Source organism: Ensifer adhaerens (assembly GCF_000697965.2).
In the GTDB taxonomy this organism is placed as follows: domain Bacteria; phylum Pseudomonadota; class Alphaproteobacteria; order Rhizobiales; family Rhizobiaceae; genus Ensifer; species Ensifer adhaerens.
The window spans coordinates 789,284-806,190 of sequence record NZ_CP015880.1 but is presented as its reverse complement, the minus strand read 5'-3'; the positions used below and the strand labels follow the sequence as shown (position 1 = coordinate 806,190).

Below are 16,907 nucleotides of genomic sequence, written 5' to 3'. Positions count from 1 at the left end.
CCGGGCCACCTTAGCGACGCTTTTCTCGAAAGTCGGATCAAACTTCGTGATGAATGACGTTTTTTCTTGATCGATTAACCTTCGACAGTAGGGCGGCCGGCTTTTCTTTAGCTGCCCCGAAAAAAACCTTTCCAATTCATGTCTTGTTAGTCCCACTTCGATACACATCGGTCCGATAAGGGAGCGGGAAGAATAACGGGCGCCATGTCTTTTCTGTCGGAAGTGCGGTCGCCGGCATCACAATCGTGTGGCACAGCCCAGCTTTTCGCCCCTTGGCCTTTTCACCATCACAGGCACCCTCTACAAATTCTCCAGTAGAACGGTGCAAGCGGGACTGACCATGCGGACAAATACTGGCCAGATCATTCATCTGGAAGACTACCGGCCGACCGACTTCGTTCTGGAGAGAGTGGATCTGACCTTCGAGCTCGACCCGAAGGAGACCAAGGTCGAGGCCAGGCTGATCTTCCATCGCCGCGAAGGTGTCGACAGTGCCGCGCCGCTCGTGCTTGATGGCGACGAGTTGACCATGACCGGCCTGCTGCTCGACCAGGAAGAGCTTGCGACGACGCTCTACGATGTCGCCGAGGATACGCTGACGATCCGCGGCCTGCCCGAAACCGCCCCGTTCGAAATCACCATCACCACCCTGCTTTCGCCCGAGACCAATACGCAGCTGATGGGGCTCTACCGCACCAACGGCGTCTACAGCACCCAGTGCGAGGCCGAAGGCTTCCGCCGCATCACCTATTTCCCCGATCGTCCCGATGTACTTGCCGTCTACACGGTCAACATCATCGCCGACAAGGCGTCCTCTCCCCTCCTGCTTTCGAACGGCAACTATCTCGGCGGCGCCGACATGGGCGACGGCCGTCACTTCGCCGCCTGGTTCGATCCGCATCCGAAGCCGAGCTATCTCTTTGCGCTGGTCGCCGGCGACCTCGGCGTGGTCGAGGATACGTTCACAACGATGTCCGGCCGCGACGTTGCCTTGAAGATCTATGTCGAACACGGCAAGGAGCCTCGCGCCTCCTATGCCATGGATGCGCTCAAGCGCTCGATGAAGTGGGACGAAGAGGCCTTTGGTCGCGAATACGACCTCGACATCTTCATGATCGTCGCCGTCTCCGACTTCAACATGGGCGCCATGGAGAACAAGGGCCTCAACATCTTCAACGACAAATACGTGCTTGCGGACCCGGAAACGGCGACCGATGCGGACTACGCCAACATCGAGGCGATCATCGCGCACGAATACTTCCACAACTGGACCGGCAACCGCATCACCTGCCGCGACTGGTTCCAGCTCTGCCTGAAGGAAGGCCTGACGGTCTACCGCGACCACGAGTTCTCCGCCGACATGCGCTCGCGCGCGGTCAAGCGCATCGCCGAAGTGCGGCATCTGAAGTCGGAACAGTTCCCGGAGGATGCAGGTCCCCTCGCCCATCCGGTGCGCCCGACGAAATACCGCGAAATCAACAACTTCTACACGACGACCGTCTACGAAAAGGGATCGGAAGTCACCCGCATGATCGCGACCATCCTCGGCCGCGATCTGTTCAAGAAGGGTATGGATCTCTATTTCGACCGGCACGACGGCCAGGCGGTGACGATCGAGGATTTCGTCGCCTGCTTCGAGGCGGCAAGCGGTCGGGATCTGCGCCAGTTCGCGCTCTGGTATCACCAGGCCGGAACGCCGCTGGTCACCGCTTCGGGCGCCTATGACGCGACCAAGCAGACCTTCACCCTGTCGCTCGAACAGACCGTGCCGCCGACGCCCGGACAGAGCGCCAAGGAAGCGATGCACATTCCGCTGAAGATGGGTCTGCTGCTCGAAGACGGCAGCGAAGCCGCGCTTGCCGCCGTTTCCGGCGCCGACATGACCGACGATGTCCTGCATCTGACAGAGCGCAATCAGACGGTGGTCTTCTCGGGCATCCCCTCGCGCCCGGTTCCGTCGTTCAACCGCAGCTTCTCCGCGCCGATCAACCTGCATATCGAGCAGAATGCCGACGATCTGGCGCTGATCGCGCATCACGAAAGCGACCTCTTCGCCCGCTGGCAGGCGCTCAATGCCATTGCGCTTGGCAATCTGGTCGAGGCGACGGCGAATGTCCGCGCCGGCAAGCCGGTCACCTCGGACAAGGCCCTGATCGACGGCCTGATCCGGGCCGCCGCCGACAACAGCCTGGAGCCGGCCTTCCGTTCGCAGGCGCTGGCCTTGCCGAGCGAATCCGATATCGCCCGCGAGATCGGCACCAACAACGATCCGGACGCGATCCACGCGGCCCGCCAGCAGATCCTGACAGCGGTTGCGGCCGCCGGGCGCGACACCTTCCTCAAACTCTCCGACGAACTCGTCTCCAGCGGAGGGTTCAGCCCGGATGCGGCAAGCGCCGGCAGGCGGGCACTGCGCAACAGCGCGCTCACCTACCTCGTTCAGGCCGATGAAGGGCCCGAGCGTGCCGCGAAGGCCTTTGCGGCCGCCAACAACATGACCGATCTCAGCCATGCGTTGGCGCTGCTGGCGCACCGCTTCCCGGATTCGGCCGAGGCGACAGACGCGCTTGCAACATTCCGCAAGCGTTTCGCCGACAACGCGCTCGTCATCGACAAGTGGTTCGCCGTGCAGGCGACGATCCCGGGCGCTGGAACGCTCGATCGCATCAAGGCGCTGATGAACGAGCCACTGTTCAACGGCAACAATCCGAACCGCGTACGCTCGCTGGTAGGCACCTATGCCTTCGCCAACCCGACCGGGTTCAACCGCGCCGACGGCGAAGGCTACCGGTTCCTCGCGCGCCAGATCCTCGACATCGACCCGCGCAATCCGCAGCTTGCGGCCCGCATCCTGACCTCCATGCGCTCCTGGCGTTCGCTGGAGGACAAACGTGCCGGGCATGCCCGCAAGGCGCTGAAAGAGATCGCCGGCGCGTCGAAACTTTCGGCCGATGTCGGCGACATCGTCGAGCGCATGCTCAAGGCCTGAGCATCGCCAACGCCTGATTTTCCTGGGGCCGGGCCACCAAGGTGGCCCGGCCTATTATTTTCCAACGATAAGAAATGGTTAACAAATCTTTACCAGTGCCTCTGGACAAGGCGAATCGCCCTGTGATTCATTGAGTCAGATTCGGGCGAGCGGCGCGCCGAATCATCAGAGGGTTTAGACAATTGGGAAAGATGGCGGACGCGCGACCAGCGAGCGCAGCCGACGGGCGGTTGCGACTCAAGCTTCCAGGCGTTACCGGCCTGGAGCAGGAGTTTATCTCGCAGGCGAAGATCTTTGCCGGGCCGGCTTCACGCCGCCTGGCAAACGCGGAGCCTGTTCTCAAGCGCTCCATCCCGATCCTGATCATTGCATTCCTGATCATCGTTGCGGTTTCGCGCATGTCCAGCATCATGGACGAGCACGCCCGCATGGAGGAAAGTTCGCGCCAGACCGTCGGTCTTGCGGCGGCGATCGCCGGCGCCGCCTTCCAGACGGACGGAGTCGCGCTGTTCGATGAGGGCCGTCGTGCCGAGGCGGAGCAACGCTTCAGCCAGTTTCTGCCGACCGGCATGCTCGATCCCGGAACGTTCATCCTCGCGGTGCGCAAGGACGGGCGGATCTTTGCAAGCACGGAAGGCGGTGGACCGCTCATCGGCCGCACGCTCGCTGCGGCCGCGCCCGACATCGCGACGCTGCAATATTTCGGCGAACATTCGAGCGTCATGAAGACGGCGATCGCAGGCGCCGACCACATCGTGGCGCTGGCGCAGCTGCCCGATGCGGCTGGCGTCGTGCTGGCCGCAACGCCGGTCACCCAGCTCGAAACGACCTGGCGAGACGAGGTTTCGCTGAACGTCACCCTGTTTGCAGGTATCTCGGCGATCCTGTTGATGGTGCTCTACGCCTATTACATACAGGCCAAGCGTGCCCGCGACGCCGATTCGGTCTTTGCCGAATCGAACCTGCGGGTCGAGACGGCGCTCTCGCGCGGCCGTTGCGGCCTCTGGGATTTCGATCTTGCCAACCGTCGGCTGTTCTGGTCGCGCTCGATGTACGAAATGCTCGGCATGCCGGGCGAAAGCAGCGTGCTCTCCTTCGGTGACGCCGCAAGGCTGATGCATCCGGATGATCACGGCATCTACAGCGTGGCGCGCACGATCGCGCGTGGCGACGCGCGCCAGATCGACCAGGTGTTCCGCATGCGGCATGCGGACGGTCACTACGTGTGGCTACGGGCCCGCGCCGAGATCATCCGCACGGCCTCGGGCCGGGCGCATCTGATCGGCATCGCCATGGACGTGACGGAACAGCATCGTCTTGCGCAGCGCTATGCGGAGGCCGACCAGCGGCTCGCCGACGCCATCGAATGTACCTCCGAGGCCTTCGTGCTCTGGGACAAGCACGACCGCCTCGTCATGTGCAACACCCACTTCCAGGAGGCCTACAAGCTTCCGGATCACGTCCTGGTGCCCGGCACCGAACGCATAGCCGTGCATACGGCGGCAGCACGGCCGGTGGTCGAGCGGCGGATCGCCGACCCGGATCACAGCAACCAGTCACAGACGAGCGAGGTGCAGCTGGCCGACGAGCGCTGGCTGCAGATCAACGAGCGGCGCACACGCGACGGCGGCCTTGTCTCCGTCGGTACCGACATCACGCTTCTGAAGCGGCACCAGGTGCGCCTGCGCGAATCCGAACGGCGGCTGATGGCGACGATCGGCGACCTCTCGGCCTCGCGCATGACGCTGGAGCGGCAGAAGACCGAGCTCTCGGTCGCCAATTCGAACTACCAGGCGGAGAAGGACCGTGCGGAGGCGGCCAACCGCGCCAAGTCCGAGTTCCTCGCGAACATGTCACATGAGCTGCGCACGCCGCTCAACGCCATCCTCGGCTTCTCGGAAATCCTGCAGAACCAGATGTTCGGGCCGCTCGGCTCGGAGAAGTACAACGAGTATTCACGCGACATCCACGAAAGCGGCAAACATCTGCTCAACGTCATCAACGACATCCTGGACATGTCGAAGATCGAGGCCGGGCACATGCGCATCAGCCGCGAGACGATCGACCTTGCGCCGTTGATCGAAGAGACGCTGCGCTTCACCACCATACCGGCGGAGCAGAAGAACATTCACGTCGTGCAGCAGATCTCCTCGGGCCTCACCATGGTCGCCGATCGGCGGGCAATGAAGCAGGTGCTGCTCAACCTTCTGTCCAATGCGGTCAAATTCACCAATGAGGGCGGGCGGATTTCGCTTCGGGCACGCAAGGTGACGGGCGCGGTGACGCTCACGATCGCCGATTCCGGCATCGGCATTCCGCGCGACGCATTGCAGAAGATCGGTCAGCCCTTCGAACAGGTGCAGAGCCAGTACGCCAAGAGCAAGGGCGGATCCGGCCTCGGGCTCGCGATCTCGCGCTCACTCACCCGCCTGCACGGCGGCAGCATGAGAATACACTCGACCGAGAATGTCGGGACCATCATCTCGGTCAGGATTCCGGACCGCGGTTAAAGCGGGTCTGGAGCAGCGCGCGGTCTTCCACGCGCCTTCCGTTTACCCGCTGCCCTCCCTCACACTGAAACGACCGATTGGAAGACACGGCGCACGGCTTTGGAGAGCCTGCGAACGTCCCCCTCCAAGGTTTTCAGGTCCGGGTAGTCCCCTGCCCGGCAGACGAGATCGATCAGGCCCGCTGGCGCTTCCTTCGGCTCGAACTCGCCCTCGATGCAGAGCCTCACGATCTGGGACAATTCGGTGAAAAGATGCAGCGCTTCCAGCGCAACATCGAGATCGTTGGGGTTCATCAGCGCATCACCAAGCAGCTTCAACGCGTCGGCGGTGTTGGTGCCTGATGTCAGCGGCTGAACGCCCTTGGCCGGCGCTACGAGCGCCAGATACTGGGTGATGAACTCGATATCGACGAGACCGCCCGGGATCAGCTTGAAGTCCCAGATGTCGCTCGGCGGTTTCTCGCTATCGATCATCTCGCGCATGGAGATCACGTCGGCGCTGACTTTGGAAACATCGCGCTTGCGCTCGAGGATCTCGGCGAAGATCCCGTTGGCCTCGGCCATCAGCCGGTCATCGCCGCAGATGCAGCGCGCCCGGGTCAGAGCCAGATGCTCCCACGTCCAGGCCTCTTCGCGCTGATACTTAGCAAAGGCGTTGATCCTGGTTGCGACCGGCCCCTTGTTGCCGGAGGGACGAAGCCGCATGTCGACCTCGTAGAGGATGCCTTCCGCCGTCGGCGCGGAAAGTGCGGCGATCAGGCGCTGCGTCACCCGCGTAAAGTATCGCGTCGGATCAAGCGGCTTGGCGCCGTCGGACTCGGTTGCCGTCTCGTCGTAATCGTAGAGCAGGATCAGATCGACGTCGGATCCCGCAGTCAGCTCGTGGCTGCCGAGCTTGCCCATGCCGACAACGGCGATACGGCCTCCAGGGAAATCGCCGTGAACGGAGCGAACTTCATCCTCAACCGCCTTTACCGCCGCGGCGATGATGAGGTCGGCAAGATCGGTAAAGGCGCGGCCGGCTTGCGCGCCCGAGATCGCGCCGGTCAGGAGCCGAATGCCGATCAGGAAACGCTGCTCGGCGGCTATGATCCTCAGGCGATCGAGCACCTCCTCATAATGGCGAGCACCGCCGACGAAGTTGGCGATGCGTGGCGCCAGATACTCCCGCGTCGGCAATTCGGCGAGCAGGCCGGGATCGAGCATGCCGTCGAAGACATGCGGGCGCGCGGCAATGATTTCGGCAAGCCTTGGGGCCGACGACATGACATTGACGATCAGCGACAGGAGGCCCGGATTGTTGCCGAGCAGAGAAAACAGCTGAATGCCGGCAGGCAGGCCGGAGATGAAATTGTCGAAACGCAGCAGCGCTTCGTCGGCGCGGCGGCTTTCGCCAAAAACCCGCAGCAGCTCCGGCGTCAGCTCTGTCAGCCGCTCGCGCGCCTCCACCGACTGTGTCGCGCGGTAGCGACCATAGTGCCAGGTGCGGATCGTGTGGGAGATGTCCGACGGCCGCTGGAAGCCGAGTTTCTTCAGCGTCTCCAGCGTGTCCGGGTCGTCGCGCTGGCCAGTGAAGACGAGGTTGCCGGTCTCGGTCGAGAGCTTGGCTTCCTGTTCGAAAAGCTGAGCGTAGCGACGCTCGACGGTCTTCAGCACGCGCGAGAGGGCCTTGGAAAAGGCGGCTGTATCCTCGAAGCCGAGCATATAGGCGATGCGCTTCAGTTCCGCTTCGGTCTCGGGCAGGACGTGCGTCTGCTCGTCGCGCACCATCTGGATCCGGTGCTCGACATCGCGCAGGAACCAATAGGCTTCGACGAGTTCGTCAGCCGTCTCCTCGTCGATCCAGCCGGCCTTGACGAGCGCCCGCAGCATCGGCTCCGTCGCTCGCTGGCGCAGGTCCGGCATGCGGCCACCGGCAATCAGCTGCTGGGTCTGAACGAAGAACTCGATCTCGCGGATTCCGCCGCGGCCGAGCTTGATGTTGTGGCCCTTGACCGCGATCTCGCCGTGCCCCTTGTGGGCATGGATCTGGCGCTTGATCGAATGAATGTCGGCGATCGCCGCATAGTCGAGATACTTGCGGAAGACGAAGGGGACCAGATCCTTGAGGAAGTGCTCGCCAGCCTCGATGTCGCCGGCGACCGGCCGCGCCTTGATGAAGGCGGCGCGCTCCCAGTTCTGCCCCCTGCCCTCGTAATAGAGCATCGCCGCTTCGACCGGGATCGCCAGCGGCGTCGAGCCCGGATCCGGGCGCAGGCGCAGGTCGGTCCGGAAGACGTATCCGTCGCCGCTGCGCTCCTGCAGGATGCGGATCAGGCGGCGCAACAGCCGGCCGAAAGTTTCCGAGGCATCGTCGCGATCGACGATGATGCCGGATTGCGGATCGTAGAAGACAACGAGGTCGATATCGGAGGAATAGTTGAGCTCGAAGGCGCCGAGCTTGCCCATGCCGAGCACGACGACGCCGGAACCGACGCTCGGGTTTGCGGCATCCTTGACCTTCAACTTGCCGCTCTCATGCGCGCTCAGGAGCAGGTGATCGATCGTCGCCGACACGGCCGCACCGGCGAATTCGCTGAGCCAACGGGTGGTCTCGCGCCCGTCGAAATGGCGGGAGAGATCGGCGAGAGCGACGGCGAAGGCAAGTTCGCGCTTGGCCCTTCTGAGCCGCGCCATGATCTCGGTATCCGGCAATGCCGCGCCGCCTTCATTCGGCTTCCAGGCATCGCGGGCTCCGCGCACGCGCTCGCTCAGGAAAGCCGTGAGATCGGTCGAGAGAAGCTCTTCGAGAATGGCGGGGCGACTGTCGCCGGTGTCGCGAAGAAAAGGCGAAAGGGCAAAGGCCGAGACGATGAAGGTCTTGAACTGCGTTTCGGACGCAAGCAGGCTTGCGACCTTTTCATGACCCTTGGCCATATCCTTCAAGACCGAAAGCGCTGTCTTGGCATCGGCTTGTGTCGCCGGACGGATCGGCGTCGTCTCGATCGCCCAGCACTGCTGCACCTGTTCCTGCATGCCGTCTCCCTCTGGCCGGAGCGGACGGCGCGGAACAACTGCGCGCTGCTTCACTCCACTTCGTTCTCCCAAAACCGGTCTATCAGGTTGCAGTCATCGGGAAAACCATCTGAACCGTCAGCCCCTTGGCGCCATCTTCGGCGGAAGGAACCGTGTCGGCGAGATGCAGCGCGCCGTGATGCATCTCCATGACGGCCTCGACCAGCGACAGGCCAAGGCCGGTGCCAGGCTTGGACCGGCTCTCATCCAGGCGAACGAAACGCTTGATCACCTCGTCGCGCATCGCTGCGGGGATGCCCGATCCATGATCGGCAACCGACAGCAACACATTCCCCTCGCGCTTTTCGAGCGAGACTTTGATCAGAGGGTTCCCGGCGCCATCGGCATACTTGACCGCGTTGTCGATGAGGTTGCCGAGGGCCTGGCCGACCAGTTCGCGGTTGCCTGAAATCACGAGATCCTGGGCGATTTCGGCTTCAAGTTTCAGACCGCCATCTTCGGCCACCGGTTCGTAGAGCTCGACGCAATCGGCGACGATCTGCGAAAGGTCGATGTCGCTCATCTCGGCGACGGACGAGCCGGCCTCGACGCGCGAAATCATCAGAAGCGCGTTGAAGGTGCGGATCAACTGATCGGATTCGCCGATGATCTCCTCGAGCGCACCGCGCTGGCTCGTGCCCTTGCGGGAAAGTGCGGCTTCCGCCTTGTTGCGCAGCCGCGTCAGTGGCGTCTTCAGATCGTGAGCGATGTTGTCGGAGACCTGCCGCAGCCCTTCGTTCAGCTTCTCGATGCGGCTGAGCATTGCGTTCAGTGATTCCGACAGCCGGTCGAACTCGTCGCCGGAGCCGCTCATCGGCAGACGCTGCGACAGATCGCCGGCCATGATCTTGGTGCTCGCCTCCGACATGCGGTCGATGCGCTTCAAGGCGTTGCGGCCGATGCCGAACCAGATGACGAGGGCGCCAAGCCCCATGACGCCGAGCGCCACCATCAGAGCCTGGCGCACAAGGGCGCGGAACTTCTGCGGCTCCTGCAGGTCGCGGCCAACAAGAATGCGCAGACCATTGTCGAGCACCAGCACATGGGCAAGCGCTACGTGGGTGTCCTTCTTGCTCTCGTCCGTATAGCGCTGATAGGCGAAGGGACGTTCGGTCCAGCCTTCGCTGTCGAGCAGGCCCGGCTCCAGGCTGGCAACGTTGCCGGCGAGGATTTCGCCGCTCGGTCCCGCAATCACGTAGAGATTGGCTCCCGGCTGGCGTGCCCGCCGCTCGAGCGAGCGCAACAGGCCGTTCATGCCGGCGCGGCTATAGACCTGCTCGATCTGCGCCACCTCGGCGGTGACCGCGTCACGGGTCTGCTGCTGCAGCAGCCGCTCCGACATGCCGGTGACGTAGAAGACGAGAAAGGCAGCACAGAGAGAAAAAAGAATGAGGTAGAGGGCGGAAAGCCGGACTGCGGTCGTTCTGAAGAGAACGCGAAGCTTGCTCATGCGGACGCCCGGTCATCCTTGATCATGTAGCCGGCACCGCGCACCGTGCGCAGCAGCGGCACATCGAAATCCTTCTCGATCTTCGAGCGCAACCGCGAGACATGCACGTCGATGACGTTGGTCTGCGGGTCGAAGTGGTAGTCCCAGACGTTTTCCAGCAGCATGGTGCGGGTGACGACCTGGCCGGCGTTCTTCATGAGATATTCGAGCAGGCGGAATTCGCGCGGCTGCAGGGGAATTTCCTTTCCCTGCCGGCGCACGGAATGCGAAAGGCGGTCGAGTTCCAGATCGCCAACGCGGTAAACCATGTCCTGATCGGGCGTGCCCTTGCGGCGCCCAAGCACCTCGACACGGGCGAGCAATTCATTGAAGGCGTAGGGTTTCGGCAGATAATCGTCGCCGCCGGCGCGTAAACCCGTGACCCGGTCATCCACCTGGCCGAGCGCCGACAGGATCAGCACCGGCGTGTGGATGTCCTTGCGACGAAGCTCGGTGATGACAGAGAGACCGTCTCGACGCGGCAGCATGCGGTCCACCACGAGAACGTCGTAATTGTTCTCGCTGGCCATGAACAGGCCGCTCTCGCCATCGCTGGCGTGATCGGACACGATGCCCGCCTCACGGAAGGCTTTCGCCAGATAGGCTGCCGCCTCGAGATCGTCTTCAATGATGAGAATCTTCATACGCGCGACCATAGTCCCGGACCCCTGTCTGTCTCAACCGGTTTCGACTTTCGACAACCGGGTTGGCGAGTGCTCTCGTGAGGGAAAGCGGGATGGGCGGAGAACCGCACACACCTTTTCAAATCCCGCTCCAAACGGCGAGCGCCGCGACATCACTTGGAAATCGCGGCGCTCCGGTCAATCATTTGACTGCCGCGATCAGCCCTTGTCGATCGGAAGGGCCACGAAGCGGCTGCCGTTGTCGGCCTCGATCTGGAAGAGCGCCTTGCTACGGCCGTCCTTCTTGGCAGTGTTGATGACCTTCAGGATGTCGTCGGCGGACTTCACCTCCTGATTGTTCACCGAGACGATCTTTTCGCCCTGCTTCAGGCCGCGATCGCTGGCATCAGAGTCTTCGTCGACCGAGGCGATGGTGACGCCCTTGCCATCATCAGACGGCACGACAGAGACGCCAAGGTCGGCCAGTGCCTGCTCGCTCGACGGCTGGGCTTCTTCGGACTGGTCGTCCTGGCTCTTGGCAGCGTCCTTGTCGTCCTTGGGCAGCGTGCCGATTTCGAGTTTGACGGTTTCCGCCTTGCCGTCGCGCCACAGGGCCAGATCGACCGTGGTGCCCGGGCGGATTGCCGCAACCTTGCGGGCAAGGTCACGCGGATCCTTGACCGTGTCGCCGTTCAGCGCGGTTACGACGTCACCCTTCTTGATGCCTGCCTTTTCACCCGGCGAGCCGGTCTGCGGTTCGACGACGAGCGCGCCGCTTGCTTCCGAAAGGCCGAGCGATTCGGCGATGTCCTTGGTAACGGGCTGGATCTGCACGCCGAGCCAGCCGCGGGAAACCGAGCCGTCCTTGATCAGGTCGGTGACGACATCCTTGGCAACGGTCGACGGGATGGCAAAGGCGATACCGACGTTGCCGCCGCCCCTCGGCGAGAAGATCGCGGTATTGATGCCGACGACTTCACCGGAGAGGTTGAAGGTCGGACCGCCCGAGTTGCCGCGGTTCACCGCCGCATCAACCTGCAGGTAATCGTCATAGGGGCCGGAGCCGATATCGCGGCCACGCGCCGAAACGATGCCGGAGGTCACCGTGCCGCCGAGACCGAACGGGTTGCCGACGGCAACGACCCAGTCACCGACGCGGACCTTGCTGTCATCGGCCCAGCCGACATAGGTGAACTTGCGCTTGTCATCGACCTTGAGCACGGCGAGATCCGTGCGGCTATCCTTGCCGACCAGCTTGGCATCGAGTTCGGTGCCGTCGTTGAGGATGACCGTGAAGGCCGAACCGTCGGAAACGACGTGGTTGTTGGTGACGAGGTAGCCGTCTTCGGAGATGAAGAAGCCGGAGCCCTGAGCGGTCGGACGCAGGCGGCCTTCGCCATGCGGGCCACGGCGGTTGGGGCCGCGGTCGGCACGGTCATCGCCGCGCGGACCGAATTCCTTGAAGAAGCGCTTCAGGGGGTGATCGTCGGGCAGATCGTCGAAACCGCGACCGTTGAAATCGAAGCTGAAGTCGCCGCCATCTTCGGCCACCGGGTTGACGCGCGACTGGACGCGCACCGAAACGACGGCCGGCGAAACGGCATCAACGACATTGGCAAAGCTCGGCACCGACGGCGCTTCCACCTTCACCGGATCGGCAAAGGATTGCGAGATGCTTGCCGGCAGACCCGAGGTCAGCATGACGGCGGCAAGGCCGGCGATGGTCGAGGTCTTCAGAACGGTCTTGAGGGAGGGACGCAGGGATTTGGTCGTAAACATCCGTTTTGCCTTTTCTCTTCCTAGATGCCATCGGAGACGGCACCGAAACCTGGTTGCGAAGCCGCCTCAGGGAAGGCGGAATTCGTTTTGGCTGACTGGAGGAACAGCCGATGACGAAAGATGTAACGGATGGGACCTTACTGAGTTCTGTCCGGAAAATGAATTTTTGGTAATGTTGTGAAGAGCTGGCCCGGGCTCGGCCAAAGGCCTGCCGGGGACTGCGCGTTGGCGCGAACGGAATTGCCCGCCACCGGCAGGGATCTCAAGCGATATCAAGAGATTAGTGCTGAAGCCGATCCAACGAATGCGCGTTCGGCGAGCGCTGCATTAAGGCTGAAGCAGCTTCTTCAGCTTTTCCTTCTCGTCCTCGGAAAGCGGCGTCCCCTTTGGCTGGGCGCCGCGACGGCGAGAGGCGATGACGAGGGTAATCGCCCCGACGAGAAGCAGGGTCGCCGGCATGCCCCAGAGGATCAGGGTCTTCGTCTCGAAGCGCGGCTTCAGCAGTACGAATTCGCCATAGCGGGACACGACGTAATCGATGACGGCCTTGTCGCTGTCGCCGTTCGCCAGCCGCTCGCGCACAAGCACGCGCAGGTCCTTGGCAAGCTCGGCGTTGGAATCGTCGATCGACTGGTTCTGGCAGACCATGCAGCGCAGCTCCGCCGAGATCGCCCGCGCCCGCGCTTCGAGCGCGGGATCGGCAAGCACTTCATCCGGGTTGACGGCAAAGGCCGAGCCGACAGGCGCGAGCAACAGCAGGAGTGCCAGGAGCAGACGGTTCATTCCGCAGCCCCCACAGGCACCGCCTTCGGTCGCTTGGCCTTGGCCGGCGCGCCGACGCGCAGGCGGCGGTCGCTCAAGGAGACGAAACCACCCGCCATCATGAACAGGGTACCGCCCCAGATGCACAGGATCATCGGCTTCCACCAGATGCGCACGACGATGCCGCCTTCGCTGATCTGATCGCCGAGCGAGACGTAGAGTTGGCTCAAGCCGAAGGTGCGAATGCCCGCCTCGGTCGTCGGCATGCGGCGCGCCTGGTAGAGACGCTTCGAAGACCAGACGTCGTCAATCGCAGCGCCACCGCGGCTGATGGTGAAGTGGCCGGACTCCTCGGAATAGTTCGGGCCGCTGCCATTGCGCATGCCGTCGAAGCGCAGGGTGTAGCCACCGGCATCCACCGTCATGCCGGGCTTCATCTCGACCACGGTTTCGGTCTCGAAGGCCGTGACGGCGACGATGCCGATCAGGGTGACGCCGAGGCCGATATGCGCAAGCGCCGTGCCGAAAGCCGAACGCGGCAGGCCGGAGAAGCGTCGCCAGACGACGTTGCCTGCGACCTTGCCGAGGCCGGAGCGCAGCGCCAGGTCCGTCAACGAACCGACAATCACGTAGACGCCAAGGGCAATGCCGAAGAGCGCCAGAACCGGGCCGCCATTCATGAAGTAATAATAGGTGACGCCGAAGAGCAGGCCGATGGCAACCGCTGCGAAGAGCCGCTGCGAAACGCCAGCAAGGTCGCCGCGCTTCCAGGCAAGCAGCGGGCCGAAAGGCACCGCAAAGAGCAGTGGCAGCATCAACAGGCCGAAGGTCATGTTGAAGAAGGGCGGCCCGACGGAGATCTTGTCGCCGGTCAGCGCTTCGAGCACCAGCGGATAGAGCGTGCCGGTCAGGACCGTCGCGGTCGCCGTCGTCAGGATGAGGTTGTTGAAGACCAGCGCACCCTCACGCGAGATCGGCGCGAAGATGCCGCCGGCTTTCAGGTGCGAGGCGCGCAGGGCGAAGAGCGTGAACGCACCGCCGATGAAGAAGACGAGAATGGCGAGGATGAAGATGCCGCGCGTCGGGTCGGTGGCGAAGGCGTGGACCGAAGTCAGGACACCCGAACGCACGAGGAAGGTGCCGAGCAGCGACAGCGAGAAGGTCATGATCGCAAGTAGCACGGTCCAGATCTTCAGCGCCTCGCGCTTTTCCATGACCAGCGCCGAATGCAAAAGCGCCGTACCCGCGAGCCACGGCATGAAGGAGGCGTTTTCGACCGGATCCCAGAACCACCAGCCACCCCAGCCGAGCTCGTAATAGGCCCAGTACGAACCCATGGAGATCCCGGCGGTGAGAAAGGTCCAGGCGGCAAGCGTCCAGGGACGGACCCAGCGAGCCCAGGCGGCGTCGATGCGGCCCTCGATCAAGGCCGCGATGGCAAAGGAGAAGCAGACCGAAAAACCGACATAGCCGAGGTAGAGCAGTGGCGGATGAATGGCGAGGCCGACGTCCTGAAGGATCGGGTTCAGGTCCTTGCCCTCGCCCGGCGCGGGCATCAGCCGAGCGAACGGATTGGACGTCAGCAGGATGAAGAGCGCGAAGGCCATCGCGATCCAGGCCTGGACGGCAAGCACGTTTGCCTTCAACGTCTCCGGCAGGTTGCGCCCAAAGGCGGCAACCAGCGCCGAAAAGAACGTCAGGATCAACAGCCACAGCAGCATCGAGCCTTCATGGTTCCCCCAGACGCCCGAGATCTTGTAGATCAGCGGCTTCAGCGAATGGGAGTTTTCCCAGACGTTGCGGACCGAGAAATCCGAGGTCACATAGGCGAAGGTGAGGACGGCAAAAGCGAAAGCGACGAGCAGAAAGCAGGCGACGGCGGCGCTGGATGCGAGTTCCATCAGGCCGCGATCGTTCAATCGTGCGCCAAGGATCGGTAAGGCGGCCTGAATGACCGCCGTCGCCAACGCCAGAACCAGAGCGTAGTGTCCGAGCTCGATGATCACTTGATGGTTTCCTTCCCGCTGAGCTCGACGCCCTGCGCCTTCAAACGGTCGGCGACATCCTTGGGCATATAGGTCTCGTCATGCTTGGCGAGAACGGAATCGGCCACGAAGACCGAGCTTCCGGCAACGAAGGTTCCCTCCGTCACCACACCCTGCCCTTCGCGGAACAGGTCAGGCAGGATGCCGGTATAGGTGACCGGCACACCGCTCAGCGTATCGGTGACGGTGAAGGTCACCGTCTTACCGTCACCGCGCTTGACGGAGCCGGTTTCGACGACACCGCCGAGGCGGATGCGGGTTCCCGGCGGTACGTTGGCCTTTTCGAGGTCGCTCGGCACATAGAAATAGGCGATCGCCTGGCTGAAGGCGAACATCACGAGGAAGGCTGCAAGCACCAGGAAGCCGACACCGCCGCCGATGATCGCCAGTCTTTTTTGTTTGCGCGTCATTGCGTTACTCCGTCGGTGGCAATCCCGAGCTCACGCGCCAGCGCCAGCAGCTGCTTGCCGCCGTCGCCATCGGCCGGGAAGGTTTTCAGGCCCTCCCTTAGCGCGGCCAGTGCCTTGTCTCGTTGATCAAGGACAACATGGGAGCGGATCAGACGCGCCCAGCCTTCAAGATTATCCGGATTTTCCTTCAGCCGGCTTTCGAGGCTGCCGACCATGCCCCGGATCATTTCCTGGCGATCGCCGGCGCTCATGCTTTCGGCGGCGGCCACGTCATCGGCACTCGGATTGCCGGGCGCTGCAGCGCTGGTGGCGCCGGCGCCGCCCAGTTCTGCCACGTGCTGTTTGACGAGCGGCAGCCAGGGCGCGTCGGCGGGTGATGTCGCGACCAGTCGGTTGAAGGCAGTCAGCGCTTCCGCTTTCTTGCCTTCCTGCTTGAGGCCGAGGGCAAGATAGAATTCCGAGCGCGGGTCATTGGGATCGAGCGTCAGCGCCTGCTTCAGCGCGTCCTGCGCCTTGCTCGTCACGACGCCGTCGGACTGCACGACCATCGCCTCGGCATAGCCGCCGAGACGTGCCGGCGTCGGGCCAAGCAGGCGGATCGCCCGGTCATAGGCATCGACCGCATCTTCGACACGGCCGTTGCGCATGTAGATCGGCGCAAGCAGGTCCCAGCCGGCGCCATCATTCGGGTTTACCGCCAGATGATTCTCAGCCTTGGCAATCAGGATGTTGATGTCGCCATTGGGATCGGCCAGGCGTGCGGCCAGCGGCTGCGCCGGCATGCCCGGGCTGCCCGTCAGCAAGTAAAGACAGAGGCCGACGGCCGGAAGACAGAGAAGCACGAAGGCCTGGGCCAGGCGGCTGACACCGCGGCGCGGCGCGGCAGCCGCAATCGCCTCACTGTCGCTCTCGCCAGCAGCCAGCAGCCGGCGCGCAACTTCGGCGCGCGCAAGCTCGGCGTCGTCGCCGCCGATCAGGCCGCTATCCTGGTCCCGCTTCAACTCTTCGAGCTGGTCGCGATAGACCTCGACATCATGGCTGTGGGGAGACGACGGGGCTTCCCCCGCCCGCAGCAGCGGAAGGATGAGCACGACAGCGACAGCCGCCGTCAGAGTGGCGACGAGGATCCAGAACAACATGGAAGCTCAATACTATGGCCCCCATGCCATTCCAACTCGAAAACCCCTTATGACGGAGATTTGAGGCGTTTCGCCGCAACGGCGGCTCGATCCGCCTGAGCACATCCG

General features: G+C 63.2%; 10 protein-coding genes. 2 read left to right on the top strand and 8 right to left on the bottom strand.

The genetic code is table 11. The features are described 5' to 3' along the window. Positions 1-340 precede the first annotated feature (340 nt). Both pepN and FA04_RS03810 read left to right on the top strand, forming a co-directional pair. Entirely contained in the window at positions 341-2,989 is a 2,649-nt protein-coding gene (gene pepN, locus FA04_RS03815; protein WP_034789400.1) for an aminopeptidase N, read from the top strand. A gap of 182 nt (positions 2,990-3,171) precedes the next feature. After that, on the top strand, positions 3,172-5,499 hold the full coding sequence (locus FA04_RS03810; protein WP_034789389.1) for a PAS domain-containing sensor histidine kinase: 2,328 nt from the start codon (positions 3,172-3,174) through the stop codon (positions 5,497-5,499). A gap of 59 nt (positions 5,500-5,558) precedes the next feature. On the opposite strand, the gene FA04_RS03805 is transcribed toward FA04_RS03810, so the two are convergent. From FA04_RS03805 to ccmI, 8 genes are all read right to left on the bottom strand, one after another. Next, positions 5,559-8,513, bottom strand: a complete 2,955-nt coding sequence (locus FA04_RS03805; protein WP_051659162.1) for a bifunctional [glutamine synthetase] adenylyltransferase/[glutamine synthetase]-adenylyl-L-tyrosine phosphorylase — start codon at positions 8,511-8,513, stop codon at positions 5,559-5,561. A gap of 82 nt (positions 8,514-8,595) precedes the next feature. Further along, complete coding sequence (locus tag FA04_RS03800; RefSeq protein ID WP_034789387.1) at positions 8,596-10,002, bottom strand: sensor histidine kinase; 1,407 nt, start codon at positions 10,000-10,002, stop codon at positions 8,596-8,598. After that, positions 9,999-10,697, bottom strand: coding sequence for a response regulator transcription factor (locus tag FA04_RS03795; protein ID WP_034789385.1), 699 nt, complete (start codon positions 10,695-10,697; stop codon positions 9,999-10,001). The genes FA04_RS03800 and FA04_RS03795 overlap by 4 nt, the downstream gene beginning before the upstream one ends. Positions 10,698-10,883: 186 nt before the next feature. Beyond that, the gene (locus FA04_RS03790) at positions 10,884-12,443 is read right to left on the bottom strand and encodes a Do family serine endopeptidase (RefSeq protein WP_034789379.1); all 1,560 of its coding nucleotides are present in this window, start codon (positions 12,441-12,443) and stop codon (positions 10,884-10,886) included. Between the two features lie 327 nt (positions 12,444-12,770). Next, positions 12,771-13,226 (bottom strand): cytochrome c-type biogenesis protein, encoded by a 456-nt coding sequence (locus FA04_RS03785; RefSeq protein ID WP_034789377.1) that lies wholly within the window; start codon positions 13,224-13,226, stop codon positions 12,771-12,773. After that, complete coding sequence (locus tag FA04_RS03780; protein ID WP_034789367.1) at positions 13,223-15,211, bottom strand: heme lyase CcmF/NrfE family subunit; 1,989 nt, start codon at positions 15,209-15,211, stop codon at positions 13,223-13,225. The genes FA04_RS03785 and FA04_RS03780 overlap by 4 nt, the downstream gene beginning before the upstream one ends. Further along, positions 15,208-15,660: a cytochrome c maturation protein CcmE gene (gene ccmE / locus FA04_RS03775; protein WP_034789366.1), complete on the bottom strand. Its 453-nt coding sequence runs from the start codon at positions 15,658-15,660 to the stop codon at positions 15,208-15,210. Before ccmE ends, FA04_RS03780 begins: the two co-directional genes overlap by 4 nt. Beyond that, positions 15,657-16,799 (bottom strand): c-type cytochrome biogenesis protein CcmI, encoded by a 1,143-nt coding sequence (ccmI, locus tag FA04_RS03770; protein ID WP_034789365.1) that lies wholly within the window; start codon positions 16,797-16,799, stop codon positions 15,657-15,659. Before ccmI ends, ccmE begins: the two co-directional genes overlap by 4 nt. Between the last annotated feature and the right edge of the window lie 108 nt (positions 16,800-16,907).